The 12,724-nt window shown below is 69.0% G+C and carries 11 protein-coding genes; 3 read left to right on the plus strand and 8 right to left on the minus strand.

Annotation, left to right across the window (positions count from 1 at the left end):
* Positions 1-934: 934 nt before the first annotated feature.
* The 6 genes from AB0I79_RS54190 to AB0I79_RS54215 form a co-directional block, all read right to left on the minus strand.
* The gene (locus tag AB0I79_RS54190) at positions 935-1,228 is read right to left on the minus strand and encodes a hypothetical protein (protein WP_357892123.1); all 294 of its coding nucleotides are present in this window, start codon (positions 1,226-1,228) and stop codon (positions 935-937) included.
* Between the two features lie 303 nt (positions 1,229-1,531).
* Entirely contained in the window at positions 1,532-2,392 is an 861-nt protein-coding gene (locus AB0I79_RS54195) for an aminoglycoside phosphotransferase family protein (RefSeq protein ID WP_357892126.1), read from the minus strand.
* A 175-nt stretch (positions 2,393-2,567) separates the two neighbouring features.
* Positions 2,568-4,661: a hypothetical protein gene (locus AB0I79_RS54200; RefSeq protein WP_357892129.1), complete on the minus strand. Its 2,094-nt coding sequence runs from the start codon at positions 4,659-4,661 to the stop codon at positions 2,568-2,570.
* Between the two features lie 1,405 nt (positions 4,662-6,066).
* The gene (locus AB0I79_RS54205) at positions 6,067-7,068 is read right to left on the minus strand and encodes a sigma-70 family RNA polymerase sigma factor (protein ID WP_357892132.1); all 1,002 of its coding nucleotides are present in this window, start codon (positions 7,066-7,068) and stop codon (positions 6,067-6,069) included.
* 88 nt (positions 7,069-7,156) lie between these two features.
* A complete protein-coding gene (locus AB0I79_RS54210) occupies positions 7,157-7,564 on the minus strand; it encodes an SgcJ/EcaC family oxidoreductase (RefSeq protein WP_357892135.1) in 408 nt (135 codons plus the stop codon).
* A 365-nt stretch (positions 7,565-7,929) separates the two neighbouring features.
* The gene (locus AB0I79_RS54215) at positions 7,930-8,154 is read right to left on the minus strand and encodes a recombinase (RefSeq protein ID WP_357892138.1); all 225 of its coding nucleotides are present in this window, start codon (positions 8,152-8,154) and stop codon (positions 7,930-7,932) included.
* A gap of 671 nt (positions 8,155-8,825) precedes the next feature.
* Between AB0I79_RS54215 and AB0I79_RS54220 the strand changes: the two genes are divergently transcribed.
* Both AB0I79_RS54220 and AB0I79_RS54225 read left to right on the plus strand, forming a co-directional pair.
* Positions 8,826-9,227, plus strand: a complete 402-nt coding sequence (locus AB0I79_RS54220; protein WP_357892141.1) for a MerR family transcriptional regulator — start codon at positions 8,826-8,828, stop codon at positions 9,225-9,227.
* Between the two features lie 296 nt (positions 9,228-9,523).
* Entirely contained in the window at positions 9,524-10,816 is a 1,293-nt protein-coding gene (locus tag AB0I79_RS54225) for an MFS transporter (RefSeq protein ID WP_357892144.1), read from the plus strand.
* A 126-nt stretch (positions 10,817-10,942) separates the two neighbouring features.
* On the opposite strand, the gene AB0I79_RS54230 is transcribed toward AB0I79_RS54225, so the two are convergent.
* Both AB0I79_RS54230 and AB0I79_RS54235 read right to left on the minus strand, forming a co-directional pair.
* Positions 10,943-11,335, minus strand: coding sequence for a hypothetical protein (locus AB0I79_RS54230; protein WP_357892147.1), 393 nt, complete (start codon positions 11,333-11,335; stop codon positions 10,943-10,945).
* A gap of 17 nt (positions 11,336-11,352) precedes the next feature.
* On the minus strand, positions 11,353-11,721 hold the full coding sequence (locus AB0I79_RS54235; protein WP_357892150.1) for a hypothetical protein: 369 nt from the start codon (positions 11,719-11,721) through the stop codon (positions 11,353-11,355).
* Positions 11,722-12,023: 302 nt separating this feature from the next.
* On the opposite strand from AB0I79_RS54235, the gene AB0I79_RS54240 reads away from it, so the two are divergent.
* Positions 12,024-12,724, plus strand: a 701-nt coding sequence (locus tag AB0I79_RS54240) for an MFS transporter (RefSeq protein WP_357892153.1), incomplete at its 3' end; no start/stop codon positions are given.

The raw sequence follows: 12,724 nt of genomic DNA on the forward strand, positions 1-12,724 counted from the left end.
ACAAAGAAGCCCCGCTCTCCGCGCCGAGTTGGCGGCGGTAGAGCGGGGCTTTGTGTTCTCTGTCCTGATTCTGCGTGGCCGGCCGCCAGCGTTACAGGTGACACGCCCAAAGCCGCAGGTCACATGCTGTCCAGCGACACCATCCCGACACGCAGTGCCAATCTGAGATGTTCACTTCTGTCTCCGCCTCGTCTCCCGGACCAGGCCGAACGCCTGGTCCGGGGCGGAGTCAGAAGGGCCGCCATGCGCCGTCTCGCTCCCCCGCCGTCAGCACCGCCGCTCTGCTGCTCCTCGCCCCGCTCCCCGCCGGCGCCGCCCTGCCGGCCCGCCTGGCATCCCTGCCTTCGTCGAGGCTCGCTCCGAACCGGCCGCCATCACGATCGCCGAGGGGGCGCACGCGGGCACCTACGGCATCACCGGATCCGGGCCGATGGCCAGTGCGACGCCCGCGGACGTCAAGCACGACCGGGGCCTGTCCACGCGGGTCTCGGAGCGGATGGCGCTGGAGGAGATGCTCGCCACCTGCTGACCACCACGGGAGACCGACCCACATCGAAGGAGCAATCATGCGCCCAGCCGTTCGAACAGTCCTCGCCGTAGTCGCCGCCACGAGCTGCGCCCTCACCTCCACCCCGGCCATGGCCGCGGCACCAGCCGGTAACGCCCCCATGTGCGTGGCCGTCTGGCAAACAACGGGACGAATCACCAAGACCGGGTACGCCCGCAACGACTGCACCTCCCGGCTCCGGCTGAAACTCAAGTGGGCTCGCGGGACAGACAGCGCATGCCAGACGGTCGACCCAGGCGAAACGATCTGGCACCAGGTCCCGCGAGGCGTCCGTTCATTCGACGGCGCAGACACCTGTTAGAGATCGCGGCACGCCACCACCTGGAGAAGCGCCGCCCAGCCCGAGGGGGTCGAGCGGGTCTCGCGTCAGGTCAGGTGGCAGGTGAATCCGTCGACGCTGCTGCTGAGACGGGCGAAGAACACGATCTCGCAGAAGTACGTGCCCGCGTCCGGACCGGTCTCCAGCGTTACGTGCGCGTTGTAGCCGTCCCAGGCCCCGGAGCACGGGTGGCCGCTCACGTGCAGACTGCCGTTCTCCATCTCGAGCACGTACCCGCTGTCACACGAGTACAAGGGGGCGGAGGCGTGCGCTGGTGCTGCCGGCGTGGAGGTTGCCAGCAGCGCCGCGCCCACGATCAAGGCGACGCGGTTGGTGGTCATGCCTCGACGGTAGAAACGGAGTTCCGAACGACCTGGATGCCGTCTGTCACCGAGAGATGTGTGTTCCTCACACGCCGAAGCAGGCCCCCGCCCCGGTCCGCGAGGACCAGAGCGGGGGCTTCGCGTTGCAGGGCCGACGGGTCCATCGCCCGGCTGGTGGGCGTCGGCCGCTCCGCCGTCTACAACCACGCGCCCGAGTCGAAGTCCAGCGGCGACCGCCAACACCGTCGCGGCCCCCGCTGCACGCGCCGAACTCGCCGCCGGCGACTGAGCCACGCCATCACCCCGCGCTCCCTTACACCTCTAGGTGAGAAGCACCTGGTCGAGGGCGTGATCGCCGATGGCCGCCATGCCAGGGTCATCGGCCGAGTAGGCGACCAGAGCAGTGCCTATGGCGAGGGCCCAGCCCCGTGCGCGCTCCCAGGTCACCTCGTCGGCGTCCACGCGTGATCGGAAGACCTCGCGCCCGTTCTCGTCGAACACCAGCCACGCGGCGGCAAGGTCGGTGGCGGGATCGCCGCTGGTGAGGTCGCCGAAGTCCAGGACAGCCGCCAGCTCTTCCCCGTTGAGCAGGAAGTTTGCAGGGTGCGGGTCGCCGTGGAGCCAGAGCGCGGGGCCCTGCCAGGGCGGGAGGGCGGCCAGTTTCTCCCAGAGGGGAAGAAGCTCAGCTGATCGGGGAATGGAGTGCAGGCGTTGCCGTACCGCTTCGTCGCGGGCGGCGAGCGGGACGCCGCGGACGGGGTTACGCGGTGCGTCGGGCGGCGCGGGCCGGTGGAGGCCTGTCATGAAGTCGGCCAGCGGGACGGCGATGCCGGAACGGTCAGGCGGCGGCACGTCGGCGACCGTGCGGCCTTCGATCCAGGGCGCGATCGTCCACGGCCACGGGTAGCCCTCGCCTGGCACGCCGGTCCTGACGGGTACGGGCAGTGCGACCTCGACGTAGTCGGCCAGGACGGGCAGCCAGCGTTGCTCGTTGACGATGAGGTCGACGGCAACCCGGCGGCGCGGCAGCCGTACGGACAGGTCCGTCCCCAGGCGGTAGATGACGTTGTCCCAGCCGTTGGCAACGGCGGTAAGCGGGCCTGCCAGATCCGGGTGCTGCGCGCGGATCAGGCGGTCGACAAGGTCGTCGTCGATGTCGGCTTCCGCTGCCGGGGTGTTCATGCCGCAACGATAGTGCGGGATGGCCTTGACAGACGTAGACGCTGAGGCCGGACAATGCCTGGTTGTCGCCGTGGACGCCGTCGTGCCTGGAGATCCGCTTGACCGTCAGCTGATCGCCCGCATGGAGGGCCTGGCTCCCTCCGAGATCTCATGTGGCCTGGCATCCGCGGGCTTCTCACTGCTGGATCTGCTCGGCGACCTTCTCCTCGATGAGGTCGGCGAGCCGTATCTCATACACGGTGTACTCGCGGATCTCGCCGTTCTCCTCGTACGTCCTGATGCCGTCGCCGAAGCGGCGCCGCACCGCCTCCAGCGCCGGTCCCACCTCGCGGGAGGCCGCCAGAGCCGCGGGCGGCATGCCCAGCAGCACATCGAGCAGGAGGCTGAAGCCTTCCGTCTCGCTGTCCTCGTTCTGGACGGCCAGGTCGGCCCGCTGCCGGATCTCGGCGGCGATCGTGTCGGCCGTCTGCGGGAGGCCGATCGCCTGCAGGGTCACCTCCGCCTGGTGCCGGGTGTCCCGGTAGATCTCGTCGTCCTCGAGCACGGCCAGCAGGGTGGGCGTCGCGGGGGCCGCGGCGGCACCGGCCTGCCTGAGGGCGTACATCAGCCGGTACTTGGTCGACTCGTCACGCCACCAGTGGTCCGCCTCTTCCCGGGTCGGAAAGGGTAACGCGCCCAGCGCCGCGTGCACCGCCGGGACCGCGGCAGCGCCTCGTTCGCCCAAGGCGGCCGAGGTGAGCACACCGAGGAAGTTGCCGATTCCGGGCAGGCTCGCGACGAGTTCCTCCGTCGCGGGCTCGTCCGCACCGGTGAAGTACGCCAGCAACCGCCCGGCGGAACCGTGCCCGTCGTGACGATCGAACATCCGGTAGAGGGCGGTGGTGGCCTTGCCTTCGTCGATTTCCGCCAGCGCGATCACTGCGGCCTCCCGGGCCGCCGGGTTCGTACCGCTGACGATCAGGTCCGCCAGGGCGTCCGCCGCCGTCTCGTGCCAGGCTGCGTCGAGGTCGCCCGAGGCCAGCTCGCGGACCGCGGCCACGCTCGCCGGGCCGTCGTCCCAGTGGTGGCGGATGTCGTCGAGCAGGGTCTCCACGTCACCACCGTCCATCGCCCAGGAGGGGCGGCCGACGCGTTGCGGCACGAGCCGGGCATGGCCGGACCAGTGGAGAACGTGAACCTGGCCGCCGCGCCCGCCGATCAGCCAGCACCACCCGTCGGGCGTGCCGGCCACCTGGGTCAGCTCCCGGGGGCCGGCGGGCGTGGGGGGTGTGAAGCGGCCGACGGGGCCACGGCCGTGCAACCGCCAGAGGGCGGCCGTTCCATCCTGGGAAACCGACATCACCAGGTCGGTGCCGTGGGCGAGCGCCAACGCCCGGACCCGGCCGTCATGCGCCTGAACCCGTCCGAGGCAGTGCCCCGAGCGGGCATCCCACCACGACAGCGAGCCGTCCCGCCCGCCGAGCACCACCAGCGGCCGGTCCGGATGCGCCGCGATCGCCGTCGGACGGGCGGGCGGCACGAACGCGGTCACGACCGTCCCGGTCTCCGCGTCGAGAACGACGACCCGGCCGCGCCGCGGGGACACCACGAGCCGCCATAGGTCGCAACAGCGCGTCAGCCGCTGATCAGCCGCATCGTCCTTGCCGCCGAAGGCCCACACGACCTCGGTGTCGGCGTACGGTTTCTCCTTGGGAGGCCGCCGCCGGGCCTCGATCGGTCCTCTGTCACCGCTCACGACGATCAGTCCGGAGCCGGTACGTCCCAGCGCCGCTGGAGCATGCCGACCGCTCAAGCCGAAGACGCCCGGCCAGCGAAGGCCTCCGCACTGCCTGAGCACCGCCTCCCGGTCCGCGGATGTGAGGAGCCGCCCGCCGTCCCAAGGAAGCCGCCGCCATTCCAGGGCCTCGTCCGCCACAGTCCACAGCGAGGCCGATCCGCCCGTGGTCAGCACCTGTTGCCGCCTGGCGTTGCCGATGAAGGCGGCGTGCTCCACAGGTCCGTCCTGCAGCCCTCCCACATACGCGGTGAGCAGGCCATGGCACAGATCCCACAGCCGGAGCTCGCCGGAGCGCGCGCCGGTCACCCCCATCCGTCCGTCCGGGGACACAGCCACCGCGGTGACGACGTCGCCATGGTCCTCAGACGGCCCCCAACAAAAGTCATCGTCGTCGGGCATCCCCGAGAGGTAGCACGTTTCCGGCGTTTCCGGCGACTCGAAATCCAGCCGACCCTGTGAATGCGGTGAGGGTTCAGACACCGTCTCTTCCACGACGGCCGACTACGTGTCCTGAGCAGCGCCTTCGAGGGTCCGGATGACCGACTCGACGCGCTGACGCAGCCAGAACGGAACAGGTGCGCGGAAGGAAACCCCCTCTTTCTCGCGACCCGACGACCCGTTTGGCTCCGCCAACAGCGGTCCCTCAGCTCGATGCCATCGCCTGGTGGTGACATGATCCATGGGTGGATTCGCTGCTCGAAACGTTGATGCAGATCGACTGGGACAGCCTCGATCACGCCTACGGGCGGGCCTCGGATGCGCCGGAGCAGCTGCTCGCGCTCGTCGGAGACGATCCTGAGGCCCAGAGCGCCGCTGTCGGCTATCTGGATGGCGCGATGCTGCACCAGGGCAGCGTCTGTTCCGCGACAGGGCCGTTCATCAGGTTCGTGGCGGCGGCGCTGGCGGATCCCGCGACGGACGTGGTCGTCGAGGATGTCCTTCCCTGGGATGCTGAACCTCGTCCGCTGCGAGCCGCACTGCTGGAATACCTGGCAATCTTCGTCGAGGCCTGCGACCTCATGAGAAGCGACGAGGAACTGCTGCGTGAGGCCCACCCGGCCGGACGCGACGAGGCGGACCTGCAACGGATCCGCGACGCCGCCCGCGCCTGCGACTGGACCCTTGACCCGGATCCTGCGACGCGCACGCCACCGCCCGCCGCCCTGCTCGAGGCGGCCGGCGACACCGAGTACCGCAAGGCGATGGCGGCCCGGGACCTGCTCGCCTGCAGAGAGGTGGTTCCCGACGTCCACGCCGCAGCCCTCCCGCTGATCACCGCTGCAGAGCCCGCCGTTCGGATCGCTGCGATGACCGCGGCGGCATACTGCCTCGACCATGAGACGCTCGGCCACGCCCGGGCAGCGCTGATCGAGCTCATCACGGACACGGCCGTCGTCTCGCCCGATCCGGCGGAGCGGGCGACCATCGCCTGCCTGCTCACGTCCTTGGGTGAGCTCCCGGAGCAGCTGCTGAGCGATCCTCACCCCGGGGTCCGCGCCTGCGCAGCTCTGGCGCCCGGCTTCGCGGGCGATCCGCGGGCCACGAGCGCCTTGGTCGCCGCCTTGGAGAACCCCCAGGAAGCCGATCACTGGTTCGACCGCCATCTGCCCGGCCAGGAAGGCTGGCTCCATTTCGACCTCGCCCGCACTCTCGCCGAACGCGCGGACGACCTCGACACCGTCCTGCCCGCCGCCCTGGGCCTGGCCACCCTCTCCTTCACCCTGGACTACCGCAACGACCTCGCCCCGTTCGTCGCGCTGGCCTTCCCGGAGCCACTCACCGAGCACACGGTCCTGACACCAGCCCAACGCACCCTGCTGGCGGCCCTCCTCGAACACCGGCACCTGCCGTTCGACGAAACCCTCTGCCGCCGCCTCCTGGACAGCTCTCACCGCGATCACCGACTGAGCGTCCCCGACTCCCACGGGCGCCCGTGGGAGTCGAGGCTGGTCGGCAGGCCGAAGGTCGCGAAGACCTCGGGGTCTTGGAACACCGAGTTCCTGGCGATGCCCGCGCAGGTGACGGTGAAGATCTGCAGCGTGTGCAGCACGTACCCCTCTCCGGACCGCACGTAGGCGGCGAACCCAGGCTGGCCGCCGTTGGCCGTGACCTCCTGGAGGAACCAGTCCTTCCCCGCCGCCGCGAAGACCCACTCCATGAACAGCCCGTAGTTGCCGCGACCGGCGAACCAGTTGAGCATCGGCGGCATCTCCATGATGACGTCCTCGGTCAGCAGCCGCTTGAGGCCCTCGACGTCGGACAGCTCGAAGGCTCGCATGTAGCGCTCGACCCACGCGCGCTGCTCGGCCGCGGCCGGCTCGCGGACCCGTTCCTGCCGGGCGCCGACCTCCTTCATCCGGCTACGCGCCCGCTGCAGGGAACTGTTGACCGACACCACGGTGGTGCCGAGCACCTGCGCCGTCTCGGCACCGGAGAAGCCGAGCACCTCACGCAGGATCAGCGCGCCGCGCTGCCGCGCCGACAGGTGCTGGAGCGCGGCGGCGAAGGCCAGGCGCAGGCTGCTGCGGTTGATCACGGTCCCGGCCGGATCGCCGGCGGCCAGCGCGGAGTCGGGAAAAGGCTGGAGCCAAGCGGCGTGCTCCCCCCGGACGAGGGGACCGAGCGGGTCGCCCGCGGCCACCGTGCCCGCGGGCAGCGGCCTGCGCCCCCGGGCCTCCAGGGCGGTCAGGCAGACGTTCGTCGCGATCCGGTACAGCCAGGTGCGCAGGGAGCTGCGGGTTTCGTCGTACTGCTCGCGCGCCCGCCACGCCCGCAGGTAGGTGTCCTGGACCAGGTCCTCCGCGTCGTGGGCCGAGCCGAGCATCCGGTAGCAGTACGCCAGCAGTTCCGTACGGAACGGTTCGACCAAACGGTCGAAGCCCTCTTCCCCTGTCGTCACGCCATGCCCTTTATATCCGCTGTTGGTGGAACAGAAAGCTTAGTTAGTGCCCGGGTTCGGGGAGGGGCCCCCGGCGGGGCCCCTCGTCCTACTTGGCCAGCGCCGGGCTGTTGTGATAAGCCGCGATCAGCCACCGGCCATCGCGCTTCTCCAGGACCCAAGTCGCGTTCACCTTGCGACCGTCCTCAGGAATCCCGCTCTCTCCGGCGAACAGGATGCCCGACTCGCTGATGACGATCGCGCCGTCCCTGCCGACAAAGCGGATGCTGAGCTGCTTGTTGTAGGTGGAACTGCCCTTGAGCGGCCCCGCGAAGCCCTGGGCCATCTGCTGGCGGATCACCTCACGGCCGTCACGCAACGAGCCGGTCATGATGGCGGTCGCGTCGGCGGTGTAGTCGGCGACCATGCCCTCGGCGTCACCCGCCGCCCACGCCTTGTAGGAGTCGGCCAGCACCGCCTGGATGGCGGCCACGTCGTCGGTACGGATATCTGACATCGGAACTCTCCCTTGTGATCGGCTCGTCCTTCGTCGAGCTCGGCCGTACATACCGGCGGGGAGGTCCGGACTCATCGCGGCGCGGGAGAAAATCTCGCCCCGCGCGTCAGCGGTGCCGCATCTACGGCCCCGGGAAGGAGGCCCTGGGTGTCCTGGCCATCGAGATCGAGCTGGTCGAGTAGCCCATCACCTGATCCACACCACGACAGAGCGGCGACGACCCGGCCCCATCGGGCATCGCCGCTCCGCCTGCATACGCAGGTCCCGGTGGGGGTCTTAGGCGGCGAGGCCGAGGTCGAGACGGCGGTCCATGTCGATGTCGATCCCGCCGTAGAGGTTGGCGTTGGACCAGAACAACGTCTGAACTAGTTGATGATCTTGTTCGGGTTGACGCTGACGGTGCGACAAGCGACGTCGCGGAATGTCGGGATGCCGAGGTTCACGGTGGCGGCGCGGCGGGCGCGCTGGTCGAGCTGGGCGAGTTTCTGTTCCGCTCCGGCGAGGCTGACCTTGAGTCCTTCAACTTCGCCGAGCCAGTTCTCCCGTTCGGCCTCGGCGATGCGGGCGAGCAGGTTGTTGCGGATGTCCACGATGCGTTGACGCCGGCCCGGGTCCGGGCGGAGGAGGCTGCAGCGGATGGACCGCTTCATTCCTGAGGGGAGCTGCACGATCGTCGTTCGGGTAGTCCAGCAGGTGGACGGTCACCGGCGTAGCGGCGTTCCGCTGGTCAACGGCGCCGCTGGAAGGCTGCCGCGTCCGACACCGAAAATCTGCGTTCGCCGCAGTAGACATTTGTGGCCGCTGAGGCTAGTGTTTCTCACATCGCAAGGAACGGATCGACCGGGCAGCGGAAGTATTGGCACCACGATGAACTGCCCGGAGCAAGATGAAGTGGAAGTGGATGGCAGAAGGTCGGACGTGACGGGCCAGCGCAGTAGTTAAGGGGCCCCAACCGTGGACGCGCTGCCGTAGGTGAAGTTGGACAGTAGGTCGCGAAGATAGAGATGAAGGGAGTGTTGAACGCCATCGGGATCGCCCGTTGCCGGCTGGGTTCTCGCCGCTCGGGTACCGCAGTTCCACAGATAGGAAGGTGGTCTTCGGTCACGCATCCGCGATCCCCGCATCACCGCCGGACAGTACGGCGGGTGCGGAAAACAGTAAGCCGGCCAGATGGCCGGTAGATGGTAGATGGTGTTTGAACTCTTCGGGGCCCCGGCGCGACAGGCGCCGGGGCCCCCTGTGTGTAAACGGAAAGGCATGTATGGATCAACGTCGCTCGGCTGCCGGCGGTGACACGCTCACTCGCGGCAGGATTACGGACACGGCCGGGTCCAGTGCTGGATTCAGGGCCGAAGACCGGTTCGAGGATCGGTTCGACGATGAGGACTACCCCGCCTACAGCATGGGCGCGGCCGCGGAGATGCTCGGGGTCAGCCCCACGTTCCTGCGGGCTCTGGGCGCCGCGAAACTGATCGAGCCGAAACGCTCCAGCGGCGGCCACCGCCGCTACTCCCGCTACCAGCTACGGTTGGCCGCGCGCGCCCGGGAACTCGTCGATCAGGGCACACCCGTGGAAGCCGCCTGCCGGATCATCATCTTGGAAGACCAACTCGCCGAGGCGCTGCGCATCAATAACGCGCGCGACCGCCCGGCCGGACACTAGCACCGGCGGTATGAGAAGACCCGGGCAGCGTGAGGCTGACCGGGTCTTGGTGTGCAGGTTGGCGACTTGATCGCGCTCGTTGTCGCTGCCGTCGTTATCTGGGGTTGTGAAGCGTTCTAGCTGGTCAGCGACTTGAAGGCCTGTCTGTCACGTCAGGCAAGTATGCTGCCCGCAGCCGCCGCGCCAGTGGACCGTCGAGAGGTCTGTCAGCTGAGTGGTGGTCGTGCCTGGAGCAGCATGGACGGTCTGCGAAAACCACTTGAGGTTTCCTGCATACGTTGGCACGGTGGCCGCTTGTGCCTGCACCAGATGCGCCAGAGAGCCGAGACCGTGAACCATCTGAAAGGGACGCGTTACCGGTATCTCGTACTGGCCCCGCGTCCGGGCGGCCGCTCCGCTCAGCCGCCTTCCGGTGGTTTCTTGGCGGCCAGTCGATCTCTATGGTTGGCAGTGCCATGTCGCCTGTGGCCCTGGCCTTCGGCGTCCTGGAGGTCACCGACAGTGCGGCCTGGCTGTCGGGGGTCACCACTGCGGCCTTGGTCCCGATGGTCGCGGCACTCCTGCTCGGCGGCGGTATCGCCGACCGCTATCGGCGCGACACCGTGTTGTGCCTCACCAGCCTGGGTGCCGGTCTCACTCAGGTCGGCGTCGCGCTCCTCCTCCTGACCGATCAGCACCCGGCGTTCCTGGTGCCACTGTCCGCCCTCAACGGCATCTTTCAGGGACTGACCACGCCGGCGCTGCGCGGCATCGTCGCGAATCTGACGGCAGCACGCGGCATTCAGCGGGCCAGTTCCCTGCTGGCCTCCGTCAGGAACGCCACGCGGATCATCGGGCCGACGGCAGCCGGCCTGTTGACCGCTTCCGTGGGCGGCGGCTGGGCGATTGCCGTGGACGCGGTGTCCTTCCTCTTGGCGGCCGCGTGCTTCGCCCGGATGTCGTTGCCGGACCTGCCGCCGCGCACCGCGGGTGGCTCGACGATGCTCGGCGAACTGCGGGAGGGCTGGGGTTACTTCAGCTCCCGGCCGTGGATCTGGACGGTGACGCTGGCCTTTGCCGTGTTCAACGGCCTCAACATGGGTGTCTGGCAGATCCTCGGCCCGGTGATTGCCAAGGACACGATCGGCGCTGCGAGCTGGGGAGTGGTGCTGAGCGCTCGCGGTGTCGGGGCGCTGCTGACCAGTGTGGTGATGGTGAAGTTGACGGTGCGGCGGCCGATGGGGCCGGCATTGTCCTCGATGTCGCTGGCCGCCGTCCCGCTGATCCTGCTCGGCGCCGGCGCGAACACCTTCTGGCTGGCTGCGGCGGCATTCGTGGCGGGCGTGGTCGCCGAGTTCTTCACCGTCGTGTGGGAGACCGTCAATAACACCCACATCCCGGAGCGGCTACTTTCCCGGGTCGGCGCCCACGACGAGTTCTGGTCCTTTGTGTCCATCCCCATCGGACAGTTGTCCACCCCCTTCCTGGCCGCAGCGTTCGGAACGACGGCGGTCGCCGTCACCGGCGGCGGGGTGGCAGCGGCGGCGATGCTGGTGCCGTTACTGGTTCCGTCGCTTCGGAAGATCGAGATCAACCGGAACGACGATTGATCACGGCTCCAGCACCGCCGTCGTGGCCTCCAGTACGATGGCGTCGTCGGAGCTGAGATCGAGCCTGATGACGAGCGTGGTCATGATCGGGGCCCTGGCTGGTCGTTGAGGGGCGGTGGGCCCTGGTCAGCCTGCCGCTGACTCGGTGAACCGGGCTTCCCGTTCGGCGATCATCTGGGCCAGCAGGCTGGTGTTCTCGTGCCGGACCGCCTGCTCGCCGACCGTGGCGAGGCCGGACACCTTCGTGATGCACTCGTCGGCGGCTTGGGCCATGGTGGCGAACTCCGTGCGGGCGATCGAGTGCGGGTTGGCGGCCTCGTAGGTGGTGGCGCGGTGCATGTCCTTGACCGAGGTCATCGCCGCGCGGGCGGCGGACATGGCGTCGCGGGCGCTGAACTCGTCGCCGTGCCCCTCGCGCATGTAGCGGGTGGTCCAGACCCGGCGCCGGGCGCGGCCGTGGTTGCCGCGCAGCCAGATCATCACCTCGGCGACGTCGGTCTCGGCGCGGGTCCAGCCCATCTCATCACGGCGGCGGCTCACAGGAATTTCCCGTTCTCGTCCATGAAAGCCGCGAGCGCGGCGTCGTCCGAAGCAGCGCCGGTGGCCATGTCACGGACGGCGGCGATCGTCGCCTCGGCGCCGTCACACAACTCCGCGATGGCCTCGGCGCGGTCCGTGGTGAAGCTGATCTGCTGCTTGCTCAGCAGCGCCAGCGCCCGTGAGGCGGCCATGCGGATCTCGGCCATGGCGTTGAAGACGTCCATGGACGCCTCGGCCTGCGATCCTTCGCCGGCTTGGCGGGCTTGTGCGGCGTAGGCGTCCCGCTCTGCGCGGATGCCCCCGTCATGTTCGCTGTCGTATTCGTGCTGCCGCTCGCTGGCGACCTCGGCTGTCGGCGTACTCATTGATGTACAGAGGTGAGTACGAGTAAACGCGCAGAGCTGTCAGGGGCAGGATTTCGCTGGTTCTGCCGTCCGATGGTTTGGTTGACGAGAAGACTGGCTCGGCTTGACGGTTGGTTCGAGCGCGGGCCCTTTGCCCGCTGCCATCCGATGCGATGCCCGTCAGGCCGCTGGCTCATACGACCATGCCAACCCGGCGAATTGGCGCATGCGCATACAAGAAGGGCGGGCAGGGTAGCGCGCTGCGAATGTGGTCAACTCCGACATCCGGGCCGAGGCGCCGATTCATCACTCTCCTGATCACCGTGCTGCTGCTCGGCATCACCGAGTCCATGATCGGGCCCTACCTCGTCCTGTTCGGCGCCGAACGGCTGCAGTTATCCGCGCTGGAGATCGGCGTCTTCGTCTCGCTGACAGCGATCAGCGGCATGGCCACCAGCGTCTGGCTCGGCCGCCGCTACGATCACCGCCCCGGCCAGTGGCCGGCGGTGCTGGCCGCGTCGCTGGCGGGGACGGGATACCTGCTGCTCCTGGCGACGCCGCCGTATCCGCTGCTGCTCCTCATCGGCGTGGTGTTCCTCGGCGCGGGCAGCGCCGTGTTCCCACAGCTCTTTGCCCTCGCCAAGAGCCACGCGGACGGGGTAGCGGCAAGGACCGGCAGCGGCACGCCCGTCCTGCGCTCGGCGTGGTCGCTCGCCTGGGCGATCGGCCCGTTGGCGGGCGGCGCACTGTTGGCCGGTCCTGGCTACTCCGGGGTCCTTGCGGCCACCGCCTGCGGGTTCTGCCTGGTGGTCGTGGCCGTGCTCCGGCTGGATGTCCGCCCGCGGGTGGCGGCCCAGCCCGTCGAGGCGAGCAGGGACCGGCCACTCACCTCGCGAGCCGTCGCGCTGCCGCTCGCCAGCTTCGCCCTCTTCCATGTCGCGATGTTCTCGGGTGCGGTGGCGCTGCCGCTCTATGTCACCGAGGTGCTGCACGGCTCGCCGGAAGGCGTGGGTTGGATGTTCAG

Source organism: Nonomuraea sp. NPDC050202 (assembly GCF_040656115.1).
Lineage (GTDB): Bacteria > Actinomycetota > Actinomycetes > Streptosporangiales > Streptosporangiaceae > Nonomuraea.

Bases quoted from the DNA above. Each gene is read 5' to 3' on its own strand.
- AB0I79_RS54190 (WP_357892123.1), bottom strand. From the start codon at position 1,228: ATGACCACCAACCGCGTCGCCTTGATCGTGGGCGCGGCGCTGCTGGCA.
- AB0I79_RS54195 (WP_357892126.1), bottom strand. From the start codon at position 2,392: ATGAACACCCCGGCAGCGGAAGCCGACATCGACGACGACCTTGTCGAC.
- AB0I79_RS54210 (WP_357892135.1), bottom strand. From the start codon at position 7,564: ATGTCAGATATCCGTACCGACGACGTGGCCGCCATCCAGGCGGTGCTG.
- AB0I79_RS54220 (WP_357892141.1), top strand. From the start codon at position 8,826: ATGGATCAACGTCGCTCGGCTGCCGGCGGTGACACGCTCACTCGCGGC.
- AB0I79_RS54230 (WP_357892147.1), bottom strand. From the start codon at position 11,335: ATGGGCTGGACCCGCGCCGAGACCGACGTCGCCGAGGTGATGATCTGG.
- AB0I79_RS54235 (WP_357892150.1), bottom strand. From the start codon at position 11,721: ATGAGTACGCCGACAGCCGAGGTCGCCAGCGAGCGGCAGCACGAATAC.